Source organism: Streptomyces sp. NPDC057302, assembly GCF_042667685.1.
Classification (GTDB): domain Bacteria; phylum Actinomycetota; class Actinomycetes; order Streptomycetales; family Streptomycetaceae; genus Streptomyces.
In genome coordinates this window covers 149,683-172,138 of the sequence record NZ_JBHUZJ010000009.1, presented here as the reverse complement: position 1 = coordinate 172,138, position 22,456 = coordinate 149,683, and the positions used below count along the sequence as shown (strand labels likewise).

Here is a 22,456-nt window from a genome sequence, read left to right as displayed (position 1 = left end):
GGCCTTGAGCTCGCCCTTGGTGCCTTCGGCGATCACCTTGCCGTCGTCGATCACGGCGATGCGGGAGGCCAGTTGATCGGCCTCGTCGAGGTACTGGGTGGTGAGCAGGACCGTCGTGCCCTGCGTGACGACCGCCCGCACGATGTCCCAGACCTGGTTGCGGCTGCGCGGATCGAGCCCGGTGGTCGGCTCGTCCAGGAACAGCAGATCCGGTGTGTTGAGGATGGACGCCGCGATGTCGATGCGGCGCCGCATGCCGCCCGAGTAGTTCTTCACCTGCCGCGCCGCCGCCTCGGTGAGACCGAAGGCCTCCAGGAGCTGCGCGGCGCGCGTGCGGCTCGCGGACTTGCCGTAGCCGAGCAGTCGGCCAAGGAGCATCAGGTTCTCGGTGCCGGTCAAGTCCTCGTCCACCGAGGCGTACTGACCGGTGAGCGAGACACGGGCGCGCACCTCGTCCGCCTCCCGGACCACGTCACGGCCGAAGATCCGCGCCTGGCCGCCGTCGGGCCGCAGCAGGGTCGCGAGGGTCTTCACGAAGGTGGTCTTGCCGGCGCCGTTGGGGCCGAGCAGTCCGTAGACCGTTCCCGGCGGGACGGTGAGATCGATGCCGTCGACGGCCCGCTTCTCCCCGAAGGTCTTCACCAGGCCGCTGACCTCGATGGCTGCTTCCGTACCGGTACCGCTCATGACCGGCTCCTGTCCTCGCTCGACGGCCGTACCTCTTGCGCCGGAACGGGCGTGCCCGGACCGGTGGCGCCCTCGGGGACGCCGCCGAGCTTCCGCAGGGCGAGCATGGCCCCGATTCCGGGGATCAGGGCGAGCCACCGGGCGCCCGTCCCGGCGGCCGCGGGGATCGCCCACGTCATCGCGATGGCGACGAGATAGGCCGTGCCGTGGGTCGGCCCGCCCAGCGAGGTGATCGGCTTGGCATGGATGGTGAAGACATTGAGCAGCAGGACGACGAGGGAGAGGGCCTCGACCGCCGCCGCGATTCGCAACGTACGCATCGAGATCACGCACCCGTCGTAGAGCCGGGGCGGACGATCATGAGGACCACGACGACCGTCCACAGCAGGTTGAAGACACCCGTGAGCATGGAGAGCCGGCTCGCCGGGACGGCGGAGGCACCGGGCTCGGCGGTGCCTCCGGCCACCGCGAGCACCCGCTGCTGGCTGGGCAGGATGGCCATCGCGAGGACGGCCGCCGCGACGGCGGTCAGGACGATCGAGATGATGAGCCAGACATCGGTGAGCACGCCGAGCTGGGCGGCGGTGGCGAACCCGAAGACCGGGACGCCGATGCCGAAGAGCGCGTACCCGCGGCAGATCTTGTGCAGGATCCCGGCGACTCCGGCCGCCTTGCCCCCCGGGTCGTCCGTTTCGGTCGCCAACTGCTGTGCGTAGCGCGGGAACATCGAAGCGGCCACGGCGATCGGTCCGACCGCCAGGATCGCCACGATGACGTGCACCGATAACAAGAACTTGGTCACTGCGGACCCCTCCACCGACCTTGGATATGTTGGCTGCCAATAGATAGCACACCAACGCCCCGGTTGTGTAGGCTGCCTACTCATGAGACAGGACGCGGTCAGAGGACATCTGGACGGGCTGCTGCTCGCGGTGCTCGAGCCAGGCCCCCTCCACGGGTACGCGATCATCACGGCGGTGCAGGAACGCAGCGGCGGCGCGCTCGAGCTGCGCACGGGCACGATCTATCCCGCCCTCAACCGCCTGGAGCGAGTGGGCCTGCTGTGCAGCAGCTGGCAGTCCGTCGGCGAGCGGCGCAAGCGTTGCTACGAACTGACCGACGCCGGCCAGCGCACGTTGGCCAACGAGCGGTCGGCATGGACCGAATTCACGACGGCGATCGGCTCGGTCCTGAATCCCGCGGCCCCGCCGGGGCTCCTCACGTGAGCGCCGTGGAGCAGTGCGACGACCCCGTCGAGGACTATCTCTCGGCCCTGGAGGCCGCACTGCACGGGCCGGTCCGCGCCAAGGCGAGGCTCCTCGAAGAGGTGCGCGACGGCCTCACCGATTCCGTGGCGGAGCACACGCGACAGGGGATTCCCTACGACCGCGCAGCGGGCCAGGCGTTACGCGAGTTCGGGACCATGGACGACCTGGTGGCGAGCTGCCAGCGGGAACTGACCATCGCCCAGGCCCGGCACACGGCCCGGTCCATCGCCGTCACCATGCCCTTCCTGATCGCCTGCTGGTTCCTCGTCCGCAACGCGGGCGACGACCAGGACTGGGCCCTGCCGTGGACCGCACAGCTGATGGCCGTCTATCTGGCCGGAATCGCGGTCGTGGCGGCCCTGCTCGCGGCGGGCGCGCTCGCGGCCACCGGCACCCTCGCCCGCTGGCTGCCCACCCCGGACGAGCTGCCGCGGATGGTCGGCTGGACGGGCACGACCGCCAGCCTGTCCATCGCCGTCGCCACGCTCGCCCTCGCCACGGCCTCCGTTCTTGCGACCAACTGGCCGCTGATCGCTCTCGCCTGCACGCTCGCCGCCACGTCGCACGGCGTGATGGCCAGCTCGGTCCGCGCCTGCCGCCAGGTCGCGCGCCTGCCGATCATGGAACCCACCGGACCGCGGTGAACCCGCGGTCGGTCGCGACGTACACGGCAAGCCGCACGGAGCCACGCCGCCGCGGCGGCGTGGCCGGCAGGCTGACGCGCTCCACGGTCTTCGCCGCCGTGTGCGTATCGGTGACGGCCCCGGGGCACGCCCTGATGTCCGGCCACACGCTGCCCGCCTGGGCCGTGTGGTGCGCGTTCGCCGCCGTGGCCGCGACCGCCTGGTGCCTGACCGGCCGGCCTCGCGGAGCCCTGGCGGTGTGCGGCGCGAGCGTACTGACCCAACTCGCCCTGCACTCGGCCTTCACGCTCTCCCAGACGGCGGCCGGGCCGGGCCCCGCCCCCTCCACCGCGCCCCGGCACTCCGGTGCGGGCATGGCGCACATGCGGACCGGCCAGACCGAATCCGGCTTCGAGGCCTGGGCCGGCATGACGTCCGCCCACGCGCTGGCCGGGCTGCTGTGCGGACTGTGGCTGTGGCGGGGTGAAGCCGCGGCGCGACGCATCGGCCGGGCCCTCGCCGCCTTCGTTTTCGCACCGCTGGACCGCGCCGTCCAACGGCCGTCGCCGCTGCCGGGACACCAGCCCTCGTCGGCCGTGCCGCTGCCGCTGCCGGGACCGCGGCTGCCGCTCCTGCGTCATGTCGTCTCCCGCCGCGGCCCGCCGCGCCGCCCGAACTCCGTCTGACACCACCGGCCGACACCCGCACGGGGCACGGCCGGTGACGCGGTGCGCCCTGCGCCGGTGCCCACCCGCACGGCATACGCGCGCGCCGATCCCACCGCCCCTGCCCCCGCGCCCTCATCCGGGACGCGAAGGGTGTCCGCCGACGGGGCCATGTCCACACGGCAGGTTCCGTCCGCACGCGAAGGACAGTCTGCGATGCCCCCTGCCCTGAAACAGGCGTCGAGCGGCAGATCCGCCGCGCCCAGCGACACACAGATCACCGAGTGGGCGCTGGCCGCCCGCGACGGCGACCGCGAGGCCCTCGAACGCTTCGTGCGCGCCACGCGCGCCGACGTCTGGCGTTTCGTCGCCCACCTCGGTGCCGACGTCCAAGGAGCCGAAGACCTCACCCAGGAGACGTACTTACGCACCTTGACCGCCCTGCCCCGGTTCGCGGGCCGCTCCTGCGCCCGTACGTGGCTGCTCTCCATCGCCCGCCGCGTGGTGGCCGACCGCTACCGCGCGGCCGCCGCCCGCCCCCGTTTCGCCGAGGGACCCAACTGGCGGACGGAGGCCGAGCGGGCGCAGACCGGCGGCCTGCCCGGCTTCGACGAGGGGGTGGCGCTGCTCGACCTGCTCAGCTCCCTGGACGCTCCCCGAAGACAGGCGTTCGTGCTCACCCAGGTCCTCGGACTGCCCTACGCGGACGCCGCCGACGCGGCCGGCTGCCCGATCGGCACCGTCCGCTCCCGGGTGGCGAGGGCCAGGGCGGTCATGGCCTCACTGCTGCACGCGGCCGAAGGCACACCGAGCCCGGGGTGAGTTCACCCCGGGCTCGGCGTGCTGCGAGGGAAGCGGTGTCAGGGCGCGTTCCAGTCCGTGTTGCGCACGACTTCGGCCTCCGTCTTCAGCGACCCGCCGTCCCCGAAGCGCAGGGTGAACGGAATGCGCTGCCCCAGGCGCAGCGGCTCGCGGAGCTCGACCATCACGTCGAGTCCGTACGGCGTCATGGTCAGCGTTCTGTGAGCGGGCACCATGACCCCGCCGACCATGGACATGCGTGCCGCCCGGTCGCCGACGGGCGCGCCGTAGGAGAGCATGGCGTCGCCCGTCGCCGGGGAGCTGACGGAGACGAGCCGGGCAGCGGCCCCGCCGCTGTTGCGGATGCGGAACACGGCGGCCGTGCTGTCGTTGCCCTCGGACGGCAGCAGCACGCGGGCCGCGGTGATCCGGAGTTCGGGCGCGGACCCGGCGGCGCCTGCGGCGGTCCAGATGGAGAGTCCCCCCAGAGCCAGCGCGGCGGCCACCGCCGCGGCCAGGGCGGGGAGGGCGGCCGATGCCCGCTGTCGCAGCCGTCCCGCGGTCCTTCCCTCGGCGCTCACGCGGCGGCCTCCAGCTGACGCGCCGGGCCACGGCCCCCTCGTACGACATGAGGGGCGGTGGGCTGCCAGGCGCGCAGGCGCAGGCTGTTGGTGACCACGAGCAGCGAGCTGACCGACATCGCGGCGGCCGCCACCATCGGGTTGAGCCACCCTGTCATCGCGAGGGGCACCGTCACAAGGTTGTATCCGAACGCCCAGAGGAGGTTCACGCGGATCGTGCCCATCGTTCTGCGGGCGAGCCTGACCGCGTCCGCGACGGCCGCGATGTCCTCACGGACCAGCGTCACGTCGGCGGCGCCGATCGCGGCGTCCGTGCCGCCGCCCATCGCGATGCCCAGGTCGGCGCCGGCCAGCGCGACCGTGTCGTTGACACCGTCCCCGACGACGGCGACCCGCAGCCCCTCGCCCTTCAACTCCTTGACGAGGAGCGCCTTGTCCTCCGGGGTGCAGCGCGCGTGGACGTCGGAATCGGGGATGCCGAGTTCGGCGGCGACGGCACGTGCGGTCGCCTCCCGGTCTCCGGTCGCAAGGACGGTCCGCAGCCCCAGGCGGCGCAGCCGGTCCACCGCGCGGAAGGCCTCGGGCCGCAGGGTGTCCCCCAGGGCGATGACTGCCTCGGTCCTGCCGTCCACCCGGACGAGGACCGGCGTGTGCGCGGCGGCCTCGGCTTCGGCCAGCGCCGCGGCCAGGGGCGCGGAGAGCCTGGTGTCACCAGGGGCGCACACCTCGACGTGCCGCTCCTCCACCCGCCCCGCCACGCCCGCTCCGACACGGGCGGTGAACTCCGTCGTCCGGGGCAGCGGCCCCCCTGACTCCGCCTCCCGCGCCTGTTCCGCGTGCCCGGCGATCGCCTTCCCGAGGGGGTGCTCGGAGCCCTGCTCCACCGCTCCCGCAAGGCGCAGGGCCGCCCGTTCCCCGATGCCGTCGGGGTCCGCCGTCACCAGGGCGACGCGCATGCGGCCGGTGGTGAGCGTGCCGGTCTTGTCGAGTACGACGGTGTCGATCCCCCGCAGCGTCTCCAGGGCTCGGGGCCCCTTGACCAGGATGCCGAGCTGGGCGCCGCGCCCGCTCGCGGCGAGCAGGGCGGTGGGCGTGGCGAGCCCCAGGGCGCAGGGGCAGGCGACGACGAGCACCGCCACGGCCACGGTCACCGCGGCCTGCGGGTCGGCCCCCGCGCCCAGCCAGAAGCCGAGCACGGTGACGGCAAGGGCGAGCACCACCGGCACGAACACCCCGGCCACCTGGTCCGCGACCCGCTGCGCCTTGGCCTTGCCCGCTTGCGCCTCGGTGACCAGGCGGGTGATGCGGGCGAGGCGGGTGTCGGCGCCCACCGCGGTGGCCCGCACGACCAGCAGGCCCCCGGCGTTGACCGCGGCGCCGACCACCCTCGAGCCGGGCCCCGCCTCGATGGGCTCGCTCTCGCCGGTGACCAGCGACACGTCGAGGGCCGAACTGCCCTCGACCACGGTCCCGTCGGTGGCGACCTTCTCACCCGGCCGCACGACGAAGTGCTCGCCGACCTTCAACTGCTCGATGGGGATGCGCCGTTCGCGACCGCTTCCCGCGTCGCGCACCGACACGTCCTTGGCGGCGAGTTCGGCCAGCGACCGCAGCGCGGCGCCGGTGTTGTGCTTGGCGCGGGCCTCCAGGAAGCGTCCGGTCAGGACGAACAGCGGCACGGCCACCGCCGCTTCGAGGTAGACGTGCGCCACGTCGCCCGAGGCCGACGGCAGCAGGCTGAACGGCATGCTCATGTCGGGGTCGCCCGCACCGCCCAGGAACAGCGCGTACGTCGACCAGGCGAACGAGGCGATCACGCCCAGGGAGACGAGGGTGTCCATGGTCGCGGCGGAGTGCCGAAGACCGCGCAGTGCCTTCATGTGGCAGGGCGCCGCGCTCCACACCGCCACCGGCGCGGCCAGCGCGAAGCACAGCCACTGCCAGTTGCTGAACTGCAGGGCCGGGACCATGGAAAGGATCAGCACCGGAACGGCGAGGACGGCCGTCACGACGAGGCGGTCGCGCTGCCTGGCCTCCTCGTCGGCGGCCTTGTCCCGCGGCTCCGCACCGGTACCGTCGGCGGGTGTCTCGGCGGGCGGTTCCGGAAGCGTGGCGGTGAACCCGGCCTGCTCCACCGCGACGACGAGGTCCGCCGGCGCGTACGAGTCCGGGTGGGTGACGCGGGCCCGGCCGGTGGCCAGGTTGACCGTGGCGACGACGCCTTCCAGTCTGCCGAGTTTCTTCTCGACGCGGTTGACACAGGCCGCGCAGGTCATGCCGCCGACGACCAGATCGGTGGTGACCTCGGTCGACTGTGTCTCTCCTCTGTGGGCCAGTCCCGCCGCCATCAGTGCCCCTCCCCCATGTCGCCTTCCATGTCACCCTCCATGCCGTCGTCCATGCCGTCGTCCATGCCGTCGTCGCCGCCGTCGGAGTCCTCGTCGGTCGGCCCGACGGACTGTTCCTGACCGGGGTGCAGTCCGGGCGCGACCGGTCCGGCCGCCGATCCGGTGGCGTACGCGACGGCGAAGATCACCACGAGAAGGGCGGCGAAGCTCGCCATCGCGGCAGCTGGTCTCCATCGCCGCAGGAGCGGCCGCACGGCGCCCGCGTCCTGCTGGGAATCGTTCATGTTCCGCTCCTGCACGGGGATACCCGTCGGCCGCGCCGCCCTGCGGGGGAATGTGGGGCGGCGGAGCCGACGGGCAGACATGGAAGGGGCCGTGCCCGGACGGGCTGGTTTCCCGCATGGCCCGGTGAGCACATGCTGGCACGTGGGACCGCCACTTCGGCCAGGCTTCGCCCGCATCCCGTACGTGAGCAATATCCCGCCATGGCACGGGAACTGACGGGCCCCTCGATCCGACCGTCCGCGAAGCGTCCGCGGTACGGCGTTCACCGTTCGACCAGCGCGTTCACCCTCAACTGCGCGACGAGTGCGGGAACTTATCCTCGCCGGAAGCCGACCACTCTTACGGAGCCCGTCGATCCGCGCCTGCCCGCTCGGAGATGGGCGGCTTCGCAGGGACTCGAAGGGAAGCACTGATGACGCAGGACGCGCAGGACGCCTCGCGGGGGACGACGCCACCGGCCGCGGAGAGCGGCGCCCGATGGCTGCTGGTCGCCGTCGCCGGCGCCCTGTCGTTCGTCGCGATGCTCGACATGAACGTCGTCAATGTCTCCCTCGCCGACATATCCCGCGACCTGCGCGTGTCACCCTCCATGGCGCAGTGGGCCGCGCTCGGCTACCAACTCGCCGTCGTTTCACTGCTCTTGCCCGCGGGTCGTTGGCTCGACGGCAGGGGCACCGGCGCGAAGATCGGGCTGCGACCGGCCATCCTCGTCTCCGTCACCGGATTCGCCGTGTGCGGCCTGCTCAGCGCGGTCGCGCCGTGGATGGCCTGGCTGACCGTGGCCCGGATCGCCCAAGGGGCTTTCGGCTCCATGCTGTTCGTCCTCATGCCGGTGCTCGCGATGCGCGCGGTGCCGCCGAAGCTGCGCGCGCGGGCCATGAGCGTGCCTGCCACGCTCGGCCCGCTGGGGGCCGTCACCGGACCGCCCGTGGGCGGCATGCTCCTGGACGCGTTCGGCTGGCGGGCGGTGTTCCTCATCAAGCTCCCCATCTGTATCGGGGCGTTGCTGGTGGCCTCACGGCTGCTGCCCCGCTCGGGCAAGCTGCACGCGCCCGGCGGGCGGCTCCTCGCCGACGCCGCCCTGGTCGGCAGCGGCCTCGCGGCCCTGCTCCTGTCCCTCACGCTGGCATCGGCATCCCCGGGCTGGCTGCTGCTCGGGGCCGCCGCGCTTCCCCCGCTGGCATGGTGGCTGCGCGGCTCCGGCGGCCGACAGGTCCGCGATGTGGTGCGCGCCTCCGGGACGCACCGGATCAACACGGCGGTGTTCGCCGTCGCCGCGGGATTCGCCTCCATGCACTTCGTGATGGCCCTGCGGCTACAGCGCGACGGCGGCCTTTCCGCGACCGCCACCGGACTGACCATGCTGTCCTTTCCGCTCGCCATGGGCCTCATGGGCCAGCTGGGCGGACGCCTCGCCGACCGCTACGGGCCGCAGGCCACGGCGCTGGCAGGCAGCGCGATCACCGCCCTTGGCCTCGTACTCCTGCTTCCGCTGGGCGACGACAGCCTGACGTGGGGGGACATCGCATGGCGCCTCGCCGTCGCAGGATCGGGCATGGGTCTGTACGGGGGCCCGGTGCAGACCCTGGTGATGTCCTCGGCCCCGCCGGGCGCGGTGGGCACGGCCGGTTCCGTGGTGCAGCTGTCCCGCAGCCTCGGCTTCGCCGTCGGGCCCGCCCTGGCCACCGCGGTCTGGGGCATCACGGGCGCCGCACGCTCCGCCCTGGTCGTCTCGGCCACGGCGGCCTGCCTCGCGGTCCTTCTGCTGAGCCTGCGGCGGCCCGTACCGGAGCACGCGCCGCCGCGCACCGGCGCCGCGGCGGCGCGGTCCGCCTCCCGCTGAACGCGTTCGGCCAAGCGTGTTCAACTGAACGCGTTCGACTGGACGTGTTCAACGCAAAGCGCCCGCTGAACACGTTCAATGAACGCGTTCAGCGGGCCTTGTTCAACCAGCGGGCGCGACCGGAGCCAAGGCCTCCGTGGACGCGCCGACTCCCCTGGTGCCCGCCGGAGCACGGTGGTCGATGGCGATCAACGGGTCGCCGGTCAGCGGGTGTTCGACCACGGCCGCGCGCACGCCGAAGACCTCCGCGAGCAGCTCCGGCGTCAGCACCTCTCGCGGTGGCCCTGAGGCCACCACCCTTCCCTGGTGCAGGACATGCAGCCGGTCGCACACCGAGGCCGCGGCGTTCAGATCGTGCAGGGAGACCAGGGCGGTGCGGCGCTGGGCACGCAGCAGGGCGAGCAGCTCCACCTGGTGCAGCACGTCCAGGTGATTGGTCGGCTCGTCCAGGACCAGCACCTCCGGATCCTGGGCGAGCGCCCGGGCGAGCAGGACCCGCTGCCGTTCGCCGCCGGACAGCGCCGAGAAGGAACGGCCGCCCGCCTGCTCCATGCCGACCTGTGCCAGGACGTCGGCGACCTTCGCGCGGTCGCTGTCGTCGTCGCCCGCGAAGAGCCGTTTGTACGGGGTGCGGCCCATCGCCACGACCTCGCGCACCGTCAACTCGAAGTCGCCGCCCCGCTCCTGCGGCAGTGCCGCCACCTTCCGCGCGGCCTGCGCGGGCGTCAGCTCCCATATGTCGTGGCCTGCGACGCGCACCCGTCCCGCGACCGGTCGCAGATGCCGGTAGACCGTGCGCAGCACGCTCGACTTTCCGCTGCCGTTCGGCCCCACCAGGCCGGCCACCTCGCCCTCGGCGGCGATGAGGTGGACACCCGAGACGACGGTGCGCCGGGCGTAGGAGACCTCCAGCCCCTCAATCTCGATGTTCACCACGTGCCTCCAGGCGCCGGTCGAGCAGATAGAGCAGAGCAGGGGCGCCGATCAGTGAGGTCACCACACCGACCGGCAGTTCCTGGGTGTCGAGGGCCGTACGGCAGACGATGTCGACGACGACGAGCAGCAGCGCGCCGAACAGCGCGGAGACGGGCAGGAGCCTGCGGTGGTCGCCGCCGACGAGCAGTCGGCAGGCGTGCGGCACCATCAGGCCGACGAAGGCGATGGCGCCCGAGACCGCCACCAGGATTCCGGTCAACACGCTCGTCACGACGAAGAGTTCGCGCCGCAGCCGGGTGACGTCGACGCCGAGTCCGGCCGCCGTCTCGTCGCCCATCATCACGGCGTTGAGACCACGGGCCCGTGCCTGCAGCAGCAACAGCGCGAGCGGCACGGCGATGGCGGGGACCGCGAGCGTCGGCCAACTCGCGCCGCTCAGGCTGCCCATGAGCCAGAACAGCACGCTCTGCGTCTGCTGTTCGTCACCGGCCTGGAGTACGAGATAACTGGTGAACCCGGCGAGGAACTGCCCGATACCGACACCGGCGAGCACAAGACGCAGCGGGGAGAAGTTGCCGCCGCGCCGGGCGATCAACCACACCAGGGCGAAGGTGGCGAGAGCCCCGGTGAACGCCGCCCCGGACAGACCGAGCCCCAGCGTTCCGCCCGCGCCCGCGCCGAGCACGATGGCGGCCACGGCACCGAGCGAGGCGCCGTTGGAGATGCCGAGCAGGTGAGGGTCGGCCAGTGGGTTGCGCACCAGGGCCTGGACGGCCGTGCCCACCAGGCCGAGTCCCGCGCCCACCGCGGCGGCGAGCAGGGCGCGCGGCAGCCGCAGCTGCCACACGATCAGATCGGATGTCCCCGGCCGCGCCGGCTGTCCGGTCACCCGGCGAAGGACCGCCGACCACACCTGGTCCGGAGGGATGTCGGTGGACCCCCAGGACACGGCGGCGGTGAGCGCGAGCAGCAGCGCCGCGCCGAGCACGGCGGCGAGCACCCCGGGTCGTAAGGTGCGCACGACGGGGTCCGCCGCCGGGGTCCTTGCCGCCTTGCGGTTGAGGGAGAGCAGGGGCATCTACTGCTCCGCCCGCAGCTTGCCGGGGTGAACGGCCGTCGCGATCTTCTCGATGGTGTCCGCGTTGCCGACCCCCGCGATGGTGGTCTCCTCGGAGCCGATCCGCAGGAACCTCCCCTTCTTCACGGCCTTGAGGTCCTTCGTCGCCGCGTTGTTCTCCAGCCACCGGCGCGCTTCGTCGAAGGCCTTCTGCGTCTGGGCCTCGCTGCCCCGGTTGCGTACGGCGAGTTGGATCCAGTCGGGGTTCTTCGCGACCACGTCTTCCCAGCCGACCGGCCGATACGTGCCCGAGCAGTCCGCGAAGATGTTGCGGGCCCCGGCCATGGTGATCACGGCGTTGCCGATCTGCCTGTTGCAGATCGCGATGGGCTGCTTGGTGCCCGCGTCGTAGTCGAAGAAGAAGTAGCTCGGCCTGTCCTTCGCGGGGACGGATCCGACGGCCTTCTGGACCGAGGAGACCTTGCGTTCCATGCCGGTGACGAGCTCCGTGGCCCGTTCCGTCCTGCCGGTGACCGCGCCGAGCGTGGTGATGTCGGCCTTGACCGCTTCGAGATCGGTCACCGGCTTCTTGCGCGACGCCGCGCAGGCCGTGGACTTCAGGGAGATGTGCTTGATCCCCGCGGCCTTGAACTCCTCATCGGTGGGAAGGCCGCCCGCACCGCCCATGTTCATCGGCCCGAACGCGTCGATGAACACGTCCGCGCCGGAGCCGAGCAGCTTCTCCTCGGGAATGATCGCCTTGCTGAGCACGGGTACGTCACGTGCCTGAGCGTCGAGTTCACCCTTGAACGCGCCCTTGCCCGGCGGGAATCCGGTGCCGATCACCTTGTCGCCCACGCCGAGCCGCAGCAGCAGTTCGAGAGCGGCCGCGTTGCTGGTCACGATCTTCTTCGGGGTGGCCTCGAACGTCGTCACCCGGCCCTTGCAGTCGGTCGCCCGCACCGCATCCCCCGCGCTGCCCCCGGCCTCCCCGGGATCCTGCGAATCGCCGCCGCAGCCGGCAGCGAGCAGAGCCAGAGCGGCCACCGCTCCACACCACACACGAACACGCATCAAACACTCCCCGAGCCTCTTGCCTCTGGGCTCAAAACGGCCCCGGAGAGGTAGTCGGAAGAGGCGGCCTCCGAGTTCCCGCGATCTGCGTTCCCATGCTCTGCGCCGGCCTCGCGTCGTCACTCGGGCGCGTACGGGGCGCCGAACCTCTCCCGGTACTCGCCCGGGGCCACTTGGAGCACTCGGCGGAACGAGACGCGCATGGACTCCAGGGTGCTGAACCCGGCTTCCTTCGCTATCTCCTCGAGTCGATCCGGCTGCCCGGTCCGCTCCATCATCCGGCGCGCGGCACCCACCCGCGCCGACTCGACGTACTGCCGAGGCGACATTCCCGTATGCGAGGCGAAGAGACGGTTGATGTGGCGGGGCGAGATGCCCGCGCGCTCCGCCAGGCTGCGGCCTGAGAGGTCTTCGCCGAGGTTGTCCGAGATCCACCGCAGGGTGCTGCGCAAGACCGGGTGTTCGACCGTAGGGGCCGTCCAGGGGATGAACTGCAGCTGGCCGCCCGGTCGTCGGCGGTACGAGACGAGCTCACGGGACACCCGCACCGCCCGCTCCTGACCGGCGTCCTGGGCCACCAGGGACACGGCGAGGTCGATGCCCGATGTGCCGCCACCCGAGGTGGTCACCCTCCCGTCCCTGACGACCGTCGCCGCCTTGTCGACGTCCACGTCCGGATGCCGCTCGGCCAGCAGATCGCACCACTGCCAGTGGGTCGTGGCCCGCCGGCCGCGCAGCGCGCCCGTCTCGGCGAGGAGGAACACTCCCGTGGAGACGGCGGCCACGCGTCCGGCACCCCGCGCCGACGCACCCAGCGCGGCACCCAACTGGTCTGTGGGCAGCGGTAGTTGGTCGCTTCCCGGAATCACCAATGTGTGTGCGGGCGAGGCGTCCTCGAGCGCACCGTCGGGCACCACGGTGAGGCCGCTCGACGTACGGACGGGAGCGCCGCCGAGCGACGCGGTGCGTATCTCGTAGACGGGGCCGGGATCGCCGGCCGTCGTGGCCGACCCGGCGGAGAGCGCCTCCATCGGGCCCGCGAAGCTCACCCCCTGGACCCCGTCGTAGAGCACGACAAGGACGTCCCTCTTCATCACAGCCCTCCCGTCGCAGGAGCTGACGCGACAACGGCCACCCCCTCCCCCCTCCCCTCCTGCCTGACACCGCTCACACGCACCGCACCAACTCGACCACCGCGCGGCTGAGTTGCCGTGCCACCGATCAGGTGGCGACAGGAGCGCCGCCGGACGTGTCGGCGCCCTCGGGGACGACCCGCAGGAAGCCGCTCACGCACATCCGCTTGAGGAGCCGGGTCTGGGCGGGGGTCAGACGTTCCGCGATCTCGCCGTATTTGAGGGGGCCACCGGCGAGCAGTACCCACAGTTCGTCCACGCCGTCCCTGCGGACATCGGCGTCGATGGTGACGCCGTGCGGGTCGTCGGTGGAGTAGATGCGCCGGCACGGCACCGTGTCGCGCAGCGGGGACGGCACCGCGTCGTGGTTGGTGAGGGGGTTGCGCCAGTACTCCGTCATCCCGGCGAGGACGGCGGGCGGCAGCTGGATGTTGATGGGCGGGTTGGTCGCCTTGAACCCCGGCACGAGCAGGGTGACGCTGTCCTTGACGGCCGTCGTGCCCATCAGCGAGATGACGGCGCCGTCGGTGAGGTCGGCCGGTTCGGCGAGCGCCGAGGCGGCCAGGAACGGGCCGGTCGCGTCCAGGTCCGCCACCTGGCGGCTGCCGTGCGTCATGACCTCCAGCAGACCGTCCTGGAAGGCCGTGTTGAGCAGGGCGTCGAAGGTCTGCTCACGTATGCCGAGATCGGCTCCGGTGCCCCGGGTGCTCCAGTAGGCGCTGTCGGGGTTGTTCTTCGCGATGGCGTGGTACCACTGATCGATCATCAGGGCGAAGGTCTCGGCCGTACCGTGCCATTTGGCGTTGTAGTCCTGCCACAGATGGCGCTGGTCGCTCTCGCCGAGACTTCCGTCGGTGGTCTTCTGCAGCAGCAGGGCCAGGGCCGCGGCCTGGGTCAGCGCGACGGCGACCCCGGAGGAGAAGAGCGGGTCGACGAAGAAGGCGGCGTCGCCCACGAGCAGGTGTCGCTCGTCGTAGTGCGCGAACTCCTCGCTGACACGGGAGTAGTTGGTGGCGGTGTGCATGCCGTCGGCGACCGGCACCGCGTCGGCGATCAGGTCCTTCAGGTACGGGACCTGGCGCACGGCGGCGAGGAACGTCTCCTGGTCGGTGAAGTCGCTGCCCGGCTCCTTGAGCACGGCCGGGTTGGTGACGATGCCGATGGAGTGGGTGAGGACCCGCTTGCCGTCGATGACCTTCGGCACGGGGATGTACCAGCACCAGCCGTCGCGGAAGGCGAAACAGCCGATGGGCGAGAGGTTGTCCGCGGTGAAGACGTTCCAGTCGGCCTCGATGTTCTGGGTCTGGCCGGAGTTGGTGAAGTGCTGCCAGATGGCGATGTTCTTGAAGTTGGAGAGCCAGCCGCGCTTGTTGCGGGCGGCGGAGACGCTGCTCTGGCGTCCGGAGGCGTCCACGAAGTAGCCGGCCCGCACCTCCGATCCGTCGGCGAGGCGGACCAGGCCGCCGCGGGAGCCGGGCTCGTAGGCGTCGACAGCGAGGCCCTGGAAGACCTCCACGCCGACGTCCGCGGCATGGTCGAGGAGGATGTGGTCGAACTCGGCGCGGTCGACGTGCATGGTCCAGCGCAGTACGCCGTCGCTTTCGTACGGCCTCTTGTCGAACAGCGCGACGCTGGGCCGCTCCGGGTCCCAGGCATAGATGCCGCCGAACTTCTTCACCCAGCACGGGCTCGCGAGAACCTTGGGCAGCGCCCCGCTTTCCTGCAATGCGGGCACGACGGGATGGGCGAATGACTCACCGATGTGTTCTCGGGGGAATACCTCCTTATCGAATATGGCAACTCGCAAATCGGTGCGCTGGGCGAGCAGAGCACCGAGAGTGGAACCGGCGGGTCCCCCTCCCATGATGACTACGTCGTAATACTCCCGCACGGTGGCTGGCCTTTCACTCGCTGTCGGTGGACGCGCTGCGCAACTCCGCTTCCACCGCCCCCTCTTGGGTGACTTCACGACCATATGTCGAGCACCACTCGTCGTCTACGCGACTCAATCCATGGCACGGCAAAAGGACATGAAAACGCGCCCGCACCTGCTGAATAAAAGGCCGCGAGCGCTATCGGCGTTCAAGTGAACCAAATCGGCGGATGAACACTTTCCATCGCCGCCACGATCCCGTCCCTTCCCTCCTCCCTAATTTCGAGATGCCCCGCGGCGTTCGATCGAAGGACACATCGGCACGCGGCGGCATACTCCGACGACGCGGAACGGACCGCGCTTCGGCACACACGCGTGCCGCGTGCCGCGTGGCACGCTGGCCCCCGTGGTTCCGTGATCGTCGAGGAGGTTTGCCACGTGGCGCAGCAACAGCCGACGGAGACTGCCGGTGCCCCGGACATCCGCGCCGAGGAGAGCCGGCTGCGCAAGGACCTCGGGTTCTGGGCACTGACCGCGATCGGCTTCTCCAACATCCTCGGCTCGGGCTGGCTGTTCGCCGCCATGTACGCCGCCCAGACCGCGGGGCCCGCCGCACTGCTCTCCTGGGTCGCGGCCGGCCTGCTCTGCGCGCTGGTGGCCCTGGTCATGGTCGAACTCGGCGCCACCAGGCCCGAAGGCGGCGGCACGGTCCGCTGGCCGCTGTACGCGAACGGCCGGCTGGTCGGCACGGTCGTCGGCTGGTCCGTCATGCTCTCCGTGGGCGGCACCGCGGCCGAGATCAGCGCCATCATGCAGTACGCCGCCCACTACGTACCCGGGCTCTACCACGGCGACAGCCTCACCGCGTCGGGCCTGGGCGTCGCCGCCGCACTGAGCGTGCTGCTCACCGCACTGAACTGGTTCGCGGTCCGGATGTTCGCCCGCATGAACAACCTGGTGTCGGTGTTCAAGGTCGTCGTCCCGGTGCTCACGGTGGTCGCCCTGTTCCTCTCCGGCACCCACTCGGGCCGCCTCACGGACCACGGCGGGTTCGCCCCGTACGGATACGCGGCCTGCCTCACCGCACTCGCGGGCGGCGGCATCGTGTACTCCGTGAACGGCTTCCAGGCCCCTCTGGACTTCTCCGGAGAAGCCCGCAATCCGCGCCGCAACGTACCCGCCGCCGTCCTCACCGGAATCGGCCTGGCGGTGCTGGTCTACCTCGGGCTCCAACTCGCCTTCCTCTACACGGTGCCCGACTCACTGCTCGCGCACGGCTGGCAGGGAGTCAACTTCGAGTCGCCGTTCGGCCAGCTCGCTCTCGTCCTCAACCTGCACTGGCTCGCCACACTGCTCTACGCCGACGCGGTGGTCTCCCCGGGCGGCTCCGCCTACGTGGGCGTCGCGATCGACGCCCGCCACACCTATGCCCTCTCGAAGAACGGCCTGCTGCCCCGCTTCTTCATGCGCATCGATCCCCGCTCCGGCATCGCTCGCCGCGCGCTGGTCCTGAACCTGGCGGTCATCATGCTCTTCATGCTGCCGTTCGGCGGCTGGCAGGACATCGTGAGCGTGATGGGCGACATGTACCTGATCATCTACGCCGCTTCAGCGGTGGCGGTGGCGTCCTTCCGGGCCCACGACCGGGAGCGCGGCGTACCCCTGGCGGACGGCCACATGCCAGGGGTCCGCTGGATCGCACCGATCAGCTTCGCCGTGGCGACCGAGTTCGTCTACTGGTCGGGCTGGGACGACCTGCGCCTGGCCCTGCCCCTCGTCCTCGCCGGTGTCCCCCTGTTCCTGCTGCAACGCCGCAGGACGGCGGGCAGCCCCCCGGCCGAGGAACTACGCCACGGCGCCTGGCTCGTCTTCCACCTGTCGGCGCTGGCCCTGCTGTCATGGCTCGGCACTTTCGGCGGCTCCGGACACCTCCCATCCCCGTACGACTCACTCGTGGTGGGCGCCGTGGCCTTCGCGGTCTTCGGCTGGGCGGTGCGTTCGGGCGCCGCCCACCTCCGCGCGAATCCCGCTCACTGAACGGGGCCCAGAGGCATGTCACGGCTGGCGTGCGGTCCGCTACCCGAGTCACGAGAGTTCGGCGGCTATCCGGTCGAACTTGGCGCCGCCTGCCGCCAGATAGGCAGTAGCACTCGTATAGTCCCCCGCAACGCAAGAGGAGAACGCCAGTTGAAGGTCATCGAGCGCTGCGTCCCATAGCTCTGCGTTCGACGGCAACGGATCGGCGCTCTGCAACTTGGTGACGTCCTCCAGCCCGCCGCGACATGCGGAGGTCAGCTCCACCACGTCGTTAGCTTCAGCGGCCGCAGAAATGTCCTCCAAGTGACCTTGGAGAGCCTGGAATTCGGCCTCCACGCCGGCGAACCAGGTGAGGTTCTCCTCCGCCGGCAAGCTGGTCTCGTACATGGCCTCTTGTTGAAACGCGACGGACGACGGAGAGGACCCGGCGTCTTGGGATCCACACCCGCCCAAACTTAGGACGCCGGCAGCGACGCCACCCACAATCGCAGCAGCCACACGGCGACTCCTGCGTCTGCGGGGCGCCGCCCGAGGCTGTCGATGCTGTCGCGACTCACGCGGACAGAGCACGGCGATCACGGGCTTTCGCGCTAGTAGCCGGCAACGGCCTCATCGGACGCCACTCCGACCAGACCTCGCTCCACTTACCAGTGTGCGCCCATAGGGCACATCCGCGCGAGCCGCAACGTGACACACCATTCGGCTCCGTGAAGCGTAACGTTGACCATGTATCCGCAGTGAAAACTGCCTCGCCTCATCCAGGAGGTCGGGCTCATGACTGATACACCCGCCCCACACTGGGGACCACGCCCCGAAAGCGGCCCCCCGCAACCCGCCCCAGATGCCGTCAAGCGCAAGAAGCCCCACCGGGTCTTCCTCTGGGTCTTCCTCGCCGTGCAAGCGTTGTTCCTGATCTGGATCATCACAGGCGCCACCAGCGCCAGCGACGACCCTTCCTGCGAGGGGCTCGCAGGCGACGCTCTCAAGCTCTGTCAGGACGCGGGGGACGTCGGAACCACGATCGGCGTCGGCCTCATCATCGCCCTCTGGGCTGCCGTGGACATCATTCTCGGCGTCACCTACGGCGTCTACCGGCTCAGCCGCAGGCCACGACCGTGAAGAGGCTCCAAGGAGGCTCTCGGCACATCACTGAGCTTGCTGTGCCGGCGGGAACCGCATCGCCCGTTCAGAGGGCCGGTCCGCTTCCGGCGGCGCGGGAAAGCCGTCCTGGGTCCAGGTGATGTCGAAGGGGATGTCCGGGTCGAAGTTGCTGATACGCGCGGAGACGTCGCGGCCCGTGACGAGCATGCTGATGACCATGGTGTCCGGCAGCTCGAGACCGTGCCGTGCCGCGAATGCCGCCGGGTCCTCGGCCGCCTCCCGGGCGAGTTCCCGATCGTCGGCCACGGTCCGCAGGAGATCTCCGACGCGTCCGTCCGCGCCCAAGCCGATGATCTGTTCGTGCTTGGCGATGGAGCGCTCCACGCCTGCCAGGTCGCGTTGCAACACCGAACGCGACGGCGGCCGCTTGGGTTGGGTGTCGAGCCATGGAGGCCTGCGGCGCAGCAACTCCCTTAGAGCGCGCGCTTGTTCATACAGATCGGCGAGGTCCCCCCGGTGCAGTTCAAGAAGCCGCTCGAGCGTGGCCTGATGCGGGTTGTCGGGCATGCGCGGTCTCCGTGTCGTGCCGCTAGAGGACAGTGGCCCAGTCTCCGGACTGGTAGGACATGACGGGGGTGACGGTCAGCTGGCCTTGAGCGTCGACGGTGAACCGCGCCACGGACCACAGACGGGCCTGCGTGCCGGGGACATCGGCGACGACCCATCGGCCACGGCGCGTGGGCAGGGAGTTGGCGTCGAGACTCAGCAGCGTCACCGACGCCCCGGACCCGTCGAAGGTCCGCTCGCCGGAGAAGTTGTCGATCCAGCAGTGGAAGTCGCCCGGCAAGAACGCTCCACCAACTGGGGTGATTTTGATGCGCTCGGGGCCGGTGGCGTCGCGGTCATCGACATCGAGGCGGACGAACGGCACGGGCTGCATGTTGTTGAACAAGCAGTGGAAACGGCCGCCCGCGTTGTCGGGCCCGGAGCAGTGCAGATCGAGGTCACGTGGCGCGGTGCCCCAGTCCAGTTGCAGCATGAACCCGGTAGGCGCCTGCACAGGAGCGTCGCGGCGCAGCCGGATGACGATGGTCGTGCTGCCGGATGCCGGAATGGTGGCGGGGACGGTACTGGGCAGGTACCCGGCCATCGTGGCGCGTACGGTGGCGGCTCCCGCAGGCAGCACCCTGGCAAAGGTGGCCTGCGGCGGGGTTCCACCGGTGGTGCTGGTGCGCACCGCGGTGTCGCTGGTAGTCATACGGACGCCTGCGCCGTCGAGGGGCTGGTCGTTGTTGTCCGCGTCCAGGACGCGGACGATGACCGTGGCGGCGGTGAGCTGCACGGTCAGGTCGACATGAGCACCCGGCGGACCGATCGTCACGACCTGGTCCGCACTGGGGTCGTAGTCGGTGGACACCTTGATCTCGCGGTGCGGCACGCAGGCGAACTCGGCACGACCGGCGAGGTCGGTCCTGGTCTGATACGGGTTGCCGCCCAGGTCAAGGATCGGGTTGCCCTGCCGGTCGGTGAGGAAGACCCACTCACCCGGCATGGGGCTGCCCGCGGTATCGGCCACGCGCACGGTGACCGTGGTGCAGTCCATGGCGATCGGCACATCGACGGAGCCCCGGTCGGGGACCTGGGCGGTGGCGCTGGCGATCTGGAAGCGGTCCGCCGCGGCTTGCAGCGTGAGGGGCCCGGCGGGTACGCAATCCCGTACGGCATCGTCGATGAACGCGGTCAACACGGCGCGGCCGTCGGTGGGTTGTGGTGGCGTGTCGCCGGCGAACGGCCGACTCGGCGGTACGGCGGTGACGTGCGCACGGGCGATGTGTGTGCCGTCACTGCGGCGCGTGACCACCGCGGTGACCTGCGCGCACTCGCGGCACGGCGTGTCCGTCGGCGGGCGCCAGCCGAGGCCGGGCCTGACCTCGTTGAACTCGACGGTGAACACGGTGCCCGACGGGCCGCCGGGCTCGGCATCGCCGTCGACGTGGCGGGGCGCGGTGTCGTCGCGGAGCCGCCAGGAGCGCACCGGTTGAGCCGGGTTGCGGGTGCCGAAGCTGAACATCACCTGATCGCCGGTGTCGATCGTGGTCCCCGGGGCAGCGGGACCGCCGCCCTCGATCTTGGTGATCGTGAACGTCCACTCGCCCGGGTCTCCGGGCCGGTAAGCCGGGTAACTTTCCTTCGGAAGGGGTGAGGAAACCAACACGGAACGGTCGGGGCCGCCGAACTGGTAGGAGACGAGCGGAGTATCCTTCTTGCCCTTCTTGGGCAGAATGCGAACGCCGTGGTCGACACGGATCAGGACGTCCGTCAACGGCCGCCATGTGTCGTCGACGGCACGCAGCACCATCTGATCACCGCTGCGGACGGGCCAGGTCGTCGGCTCGTCGATGAGGAACGTGTCCCACGTCCCCGGCTGTTCGGACGTCGGACCGAGGTACCCGAAGAAGGCGGTCGGGCCGTCGATGGCCCTCAGGTAGCGGCCGTCACCGGTGCGGATACGAACGGCGTTGGGCTTGAGCGGCGCTGGCCGACACCCGCCCTCGATGCAGTCACACCATCCCGAGCAAGCAGGCCAACAGCTCATACGCACACCGTTTCGGTGAAGCGGCAACCAATTCCGCCGCGAATGTGGGCACCGGGATGCATCATCGGCGACCCCTCACACAGGACGGAACGAACTTTTCAGACGGGTACGTACGGTGCTGAAGCGTCGATAGGTCCGATGGCGCACATCCCGCCACGGACCACGGGCCCCTCGCACGCCGACGCATCGCCATGGCGCCCCCGATGCGAGCCAGGCCTGGCCTGCGCAGCGCCCGGCCTACCCGTTACCCGGCCGCGGGCTCGGGCACGGCCCGGACTAGGAGATACGACGCGCGCTCCGTCTCAAGCCCGGCTGGATAGTGTCGAAGTGCGGCAGGTGAGGGCTGATACCGGGAGCACACGTAGCGGGCTGCTGAGCCACCGGCAGGCTGCAGCGCAGCACCCGACTCCCACAGCGAGGAAGACTGAGACACTCATCCAGCACCACGAAAACGCCTCCCGCCCTATTCTTCGACCCGAACACGGCATCACATCGCCGTTCCGTCTCCGCGGGCCCGACCACGGGCTCATGCTGACCCTGCACATGGCAAGCGTCTGCGAAGGTGCGGCAGGATGAGCACCTGTACTGTGCGTCTTGTCTACTTGACCGTCACCAACCTGTTCGGCGCGCTGCGGTTGCTGCCGGTGAGCGACCGCGACGAGGTCACGGAGATCCTCGCTCTGCGCCACCAGCTCACCGCCCTTGAGCGACAACTCGGCGCGGACCGGGTGAACCGTGCTCCGGAAGACCGGGCGTTCCTTGCCGCTCTGTTGGTGCCATTACCCCGCAAGGTCCTGCGCCGATTGCGCCTACTGGTCCGGCCTGACACCGTGCTGCGCTGGCATCACGACCTGATCAAACGGCGCCACGCCCGCACCCGACCAGGCCGCCACCACCTGGGCCGACTTCCTACGCTCTCAGGCCGACGCCCTGATGGCCTGCGACTTCATCGAGACAGCGACTTTGACCGGCCAGCGTCAGTACATCCTCGCGGTCATCGAGCACGTCACCCGCCGCATCCGGATCCTCGGCACCACAGCCCACCTCACCGCGGCCTGGGTCACCCAGGCCGCCCGCAACCTGGCCATGGACCTCACTGACGCACAGGCCACCCACGCGTATCTGATCCGTGACCGGGACGCGCAGTACCCCGCCCTCTTCGACGAAATTCTGCGCAACGCCGGCATCCAAGTCGTGCTCACCGGCGTCCGGATACCGCGCATGAACGCCATCATGGAACGCTGGGTCCAGACTTGCCGCCACGAACTTCTGGACCGCACTCTCATCTGGAACGAGCGTCATCTACACCACGCGCTCCACCAGTTCGAGCTGCACTACAACCTCCACCGGCCCCACCAAGCGACAGAGCGGACAATGGGGATGCTGTCGAGGGTGTCGCCGTTGTGGAACCGGGCAAGTTCCTCATCCGGACGCAGCGGGCGCTGGGGGGTGTCGGTCGTGGGGCCCCTGGATCTCACGAAGGTGAGCGGCAGTCTCCTCCAGGCGTGTGGCGGGCGGGGCTAGTTTGGGATAACTCGCCCACGCGAT

Annotated in this window: 22 protein-coding genes; 8 read left to right on the top strand and 14 right to left on the bottom strand. The window is 70.5% G+C overall.

Annotation, left to right across the window (positions count from 1 at the left end; all coding sequences use genetic code 11):
* The 3 genes from ACFUPX_RS10140 to ACFUPX_RS10130 form a co-directional block, all read right to left on the bottom strand.
* On the bottom strand, nucleotides 1-687 hold a 687-nt coding region (locus ACFUPX_RS10140; protein WP_383319035.1), incomplete at its 3' end, for an ATP-binding cassette domain-containing protein.
* Complete coding sequence (locus ACFUPX_RS10135) at nucleotides 684-1,007, bottom strand: hypothetical protein (protein ID WP_383319032.1); 324 nt, start codon at nucleotides 1,005-1,007, stop codon at nucleotides 684-686. The genes ACFUPX_RS10135 and ACFUPX_RS10140, both read right to left, overlap by 4 nt.
* Nucleotides 1,008-1,012: 5 nt before the next feature.
* Nucleotides 1,013-1,489: a hypothetical protein gene (locus ACFUPX_RS10130; protein ID WP_383319029.1), complete on the bottom strand. Its 477-nt coding sequence runs from the start codon at nucleotides 1,487-1,489 to the stop codon at nucleotides 1,013-1,015.
* Nucleotides 1,490-1,571: 82 nt separating this feature from the next.
* Here ACFUPX_RS10130 and ACFUPX_RS10125 point away from each other — a divergent pair, with 82 nt between their 5' ends.
* From ACFUPX_RS10125 to ACFUPX_RS10110, 4 genes are all read left to right on the top strand, one after another.
* Nucleotides 1,572-1,913, top strand: coding sequence for a PadR family transcriptional regulator (locus ACFUPX_RS10125; RefSeq protein ID WP_383319026.1), 342 nt, complete (start codon nucleotides 1,572-1,574; stop codon nucleotides 1,911-1,913).
* The gene (locus ACFUPX_RS10120; RefSeq protein WP_383319023.1) at nucleotides 1,910-2,599 is read left to right on the top strand and encodes a permease prefix domain 1-containing protein; all 690 of its coding nucleotides are present in this window, start codon (nucleotides 1,910-1,912) and stop codon (nucleotides 2,597-2,599) included. Before ACFUPX_RS10125 ends, ACFUPX_RS10120 begins: the two co-directional genes overlap by 4 nt.
* Complete coding sequence (locus ACFUPX_RS10115) at nucleotides 2,596-3,264, top strand: hypothetical protein (protein ID WP_383319020.1); 669 nt, start codon at nucleotides 2,596-2,598, stop codon at nucleotides 3,262-3,264. The genes ACFUPX_RS10120 and ACFUPX_RS10115 overlap by 4 nt, the downstream gene beginning before the upstream one ends.
* Nucleotides 3,265-3,459: 195 nt before the next feature.
* A complete protein-coding gene (locus ACFUPX_RS10110) occupies nucleotides 3,460-4,065 on the top strand; it encodes a sigma-70 family RNA polymerase sigma factor (protein ID WP_383319017.1) in 606 nt (201 codons plus the stop codon).
* Nucleotides 4,066-4,103: 38 nt separating this feature from the next.
* Here the strand turns inward: ACFUPX_RS10110 and ACFUPX_RS10105 are convergent, their stop codons facing one another.
* The 3 genes from ACFUPX_RS10105 to ACFUPX_RS10095 are packed head-to-tail and all read right to left on the bottom strand — an operon-like array spanning nucleotide 4,104 to nucleotide 7,257.
* Entirely contained in the window at nucleotides 4,104-4,625 is a 522-nt protein-coding gene (locus ACFUPX_RS10105; protein ID WP_383319014.1) for a copper chaperone PCu(A)C, read from the bottom strand.
* Nucleotides 4,622-6,973 carry a heavy metal translocating P-type ATPase gene (locus ACFUPX_RS10100; protein ID WP_383319011.1) on the bottom strand — a complete coding sequence of 784 codons (2,352 nt, stop codon included), beginning with the start codon at nucleotides 6,971-6,973 and terminating at the stop codon, nucleotides 4,622-4,624. The genes ACFUPX_RS10105 and ACFUPX_RS10100 overlap by 4 nt, the downstream gene beginning before the upstream one ends.
* Nucleotides 6,973-7,257 carry a hypothetical protein gene (locus ACFUPX_RS10095; RefSeq protein WP_383319008.1) on the bottom strand — a complete coding sequence of 95 codons (285 nt, stop codon included), beginning with the start codon at nucleotides 7,255-7,257 and terminating at the stop codon, nucleotides 6,973-6,975. The genes ACFUPX_RS10100 and ACFUPX_RS10095 overlap by 1 nt, the downstream gene beginning before the upstream one ends.
* 413 nt (nucleotides 7,258-7,670) lie before the next feature.
* On the opposite strand from ACFUPX_RS10095, the gene ACFUPX_RS10090 reads away from it, so the two are divergent.
* Entirely contained in the window at nucleotides 7,671-9,101 is a 1,431-nt protein-coding gene (locus ACFUPX_RS10090) for an MFS transporter (protein ID WP_383319005.1), read from the top strand.
* Nucleotides 9,102-9,203: 102 nt separating this feature from the next.
* On the opposite strand, the gene ACFUPX_RS10085 is transcribed toward ACFUPX_RS10090, so the two are convergent.
* From ACFUPX_RS10085 to ACFUPX_RS10065, 5 genes are all read right to left on the bottom strand, one after another.
* Entirely contained in the window at nucleotides 9,204-10,034 is an 831-nt protein-coding gene (locus ACFUPX_RS10085; protein ID WP_383319002.1) for an ABC transporter ATP-binding protein, read from the bottom strand.
* Nucleotides 10,018-11,115: a FecCD family ABC transporter permease gene (locus tag ACFUPX_RS10080; protein WP_383318998.1), complete on the bottom strand. Its 1,098-nt coding sequence runs from the start codon at nucleotides 11,113-11,115 to the stop codon at nucleotides 10,018-10,020. The genes ACFUPX_RS10085 and ACFUPX_RS10080 overlap by 17 nt, the downstream gene beginning before the upstream one ends.
* Nucleotides 11,116-12,168 carry an ABC transporter substrate-binding protein gene (locus tag ACFUPX_RS10075; RefSeq protein ID WP_383318995.1) on the bottom strand — a complete coding sequence of 351 codons (1,053 nt, stop codon included), beginning with the start codon at nucleotides 12,166-12,168 and terminating at the stop codon, nucleotides 11,116-11,118.
* A gap of 119 nt (nucleotides 12,169-12,287) precedes the next feature.
* Nucleotides 12,288-13,262 (bottom strand): GlxA family transcriptional regulator, encoded by a 975-nt coding sequence (locus tag ACFUPX_RS10070; RefSeq protein ID WP_383318992.1) that lies wholly within the window; start codon nucleotides 13,260-13,262, stop codon nucleotides 12,288-12,290.
* 127 nt (nucleotides 13,263-13,389) lie between these two features.
* A complete protein-coding gene (locus tag ACFUPX_RS10065; RefSeq protein WP_383318989.1) occupies nucleotides 13,390-15,192 on the bottom strand; it encodes an NAD(P)/FAD-dependent oxidoreductase in 1,803 nt (600 codons plus the stop codon).
* A gap of 420 nt (nucleotides 15,193-15,612) precedes the next feature.
* On the opposite strand from ACFUPX_RS10065, the gene ACFUPX_RS10060 reads away from it, so the two are divergent.
* Nucleotides 15,613-17,211 carry an APC family permease gene (locus ACFUPX_RS10060; protein ID WP_383318986.1) on the top strand — a complete coding sequence of 533 codons (1,599 nt, stop codon included), beginning with the start codon at nucleotides 15,613-15,615 and terminating at the stop codon, nucleotides 17,209-17,211.
* A 48-nt stretch (nucleotides 17,212-17,259) separates the two neighbouring features.
* Here the strand turns inward: ACFUPX_RS10060 and ACFUPX_RS10055 are convergent, their stop codons facing one another.
* Entirely contained in the window at nucleotides 17,260-17,598 is a 339-nt protein-coding gene (locus ACFUPX_RS10055; protein WP_383318983.1) for a hypothetical protein, read from the bottom strand.
* Between the two features lie 387 nt (nucleotides 17,599-17,985).
* Here ACFUPX_RS10055 and ACFUPX_RS10050 point away from each other — a divergent pair, with 387 nt between their 5' ends.
* Nucleotides 17,986-18,330 (top strand): hypothetical protein, encoded by a 345-nt coding sequence (locus tag ACFUPX_RS10050; protein ID WP_383318980.1) that lies wholly within the window; start codon nucleotides 17,986-17,988, stop codon nucleotides 18,328-18,330.
* Nucleotides 18,331-18,357: 27 nt separating this feature from the next.
* Here ACFUPX_RS10050 and ACFUPX_RS10045 read toward each other — a convergent pair whose 3' ends face one another.
* Nucleotides 18,358-18,879, bottom strand: coding sequence for a hypothetical protein (locus ACFUPX_RS10045; RefSeq protein ID WP_383318977.1), 522 nt, complete (start codon nucleotides 18,877-18,879; stop codon nucleotides 18,358-18,360).
* A 22-nt stretch (nucleotides 18,880-18,901) separates the two neighbouring features.
* Complete coding sequence (locus ACFUPX_RS10040; RefSeq protein WP_383318974.1) at nucleotides 18,902-20,908, bottom strand: hypothetical protein; 2,007 nt, start codon at nucleotides 20,906-20,908, stop codon at nucleotides 18,902-18,904.
* A gap of 933 nt (nucleotides 20,909-21,841) precedes the next feature.
* On the opposite strand from ACFUPX_RS10040, the gene ACFUPX_RS10035 reads away from it, so the two are divergent.
* Nucleotides 21,842-22,432: an integrase core domain-containing protein gene (locus tag ACFUPX_RS10035; protein WP_383318971.1), complete on the top strand. Its 591-nt coding sequence runs from the start codon at nucleotides 21,842-21,844 to the stop codon at nucleotides 22,430-22,432.
* Nucleotides 22,433-22,456: the final 24 nt, after the last annotated feature.

Excerpts from the sequence above, each read along its gene's own strand:
- ACFUPX_RS10075 (WP_383318995.1), bottom strand. The coding sequence starts at position 12,168 with ATGCGTGTTCGTGTGTGGTGTGGAGCGGTGGCCGCTCTGGCTCTGCTC.
- ACFUPX_RS10040 (WP_383318974.1), bottom strand. The coding sequence starts at position 20,908 with ATGAGCTGTTGGCCTGCTTGCTCGGGATGGTGTGACTGCATCGAGGGC.
- ACFUPX_RS10055 (WP_383318983.1), bottom strand. The coding sequence starts at position 17,598 with ATGTACGAGACCAGCTTGCCGGCGGAGGAGAACCTCACCTGGTTCGCC.
- ACFUPX_RS10125 (WP_383319026.1), top strand. The coding sequence starts at position 1,572 with ATGAGACAGGACGCGGTCAGAGGACATCTGGACGGGCTGCTGCTCGCG.
- ACFUPX_RS10080 (WP_383318998.1), bottom strand. The coding sequence starts at position 11,115 with ATGCCCCTGCTCTCCCTCAACCGCAAGGCGGCAAGGACCCCGGCGGCG.
- ACFUPX_RS10095 (WP_383319008.1), bottom strand. The coding sequence starts at position 7,257 with ATGAACGATTCCCAGCAGGACGCGGGCGCCGTGCGGCCGCTCCTGCGG.
- ACFUPX_RS10135 (WP_383319032.1), bottom strand. The coding sequence starts at position 1,007 with ATGCGTACGTTGCGAATCGCGGCGGCGGTCGAGGCCCTCTCCCTCGTC.
- ACFUPX_RS10050 (WP_383318980.1), top strand. The coding sequence starts at position 17,986 with ATGACTGATACACCCGCCCCACACTGGGGACCACGCCCCGAAAGCGGC.
- ACFUPX_RS10110 (WP_383319017.1), top strand. The coding sequence starts at position 3,460 with ATGCCCCCTGCCCTGAAACAGGCGTCGAGCGGCAGATCCGCCGCGCCC.
- ACFUPX_RS10100 (WP_383319011.1), bottom strand. The coding sequence starts at position 6,973 with ATGGCGGCGGGACTGGCCCACAGAGGAGAGACACAGTCGACCGAGGTC.
- ACFUPX_RS10045 (WP_383318977.1), bottom strand. The coding sequence starts at position 18,879 with ATGCCCGACAACCCGCATCAGGCCACGCTCGAGCGGCTTCTTGAACTG.
- ACFUPX_RS10035 (WP_383318971.1), top strand. The coding sequence starts at position 21,842 with ATGGCCTGCGACTTCATCGAGACAGCGACTTTGACCGGCCAGCGTCAG.
- ACFUPX_RS10070 (WP_383318992.1), bottom strand. The coding sequence starts at position 13,262 with ATGAAGAGGGACGTCCTTGTCGTGCTCTACGACGGGGTCCAGGGGGTG.
- ACFUPX_RS10090 (WP_383319005.1), top strand. The coding sequence starts at position 7,671 with ATGACGCAGGACGCGCAGGACGCCTCGCGGGGGACGACGCCACCGGCC.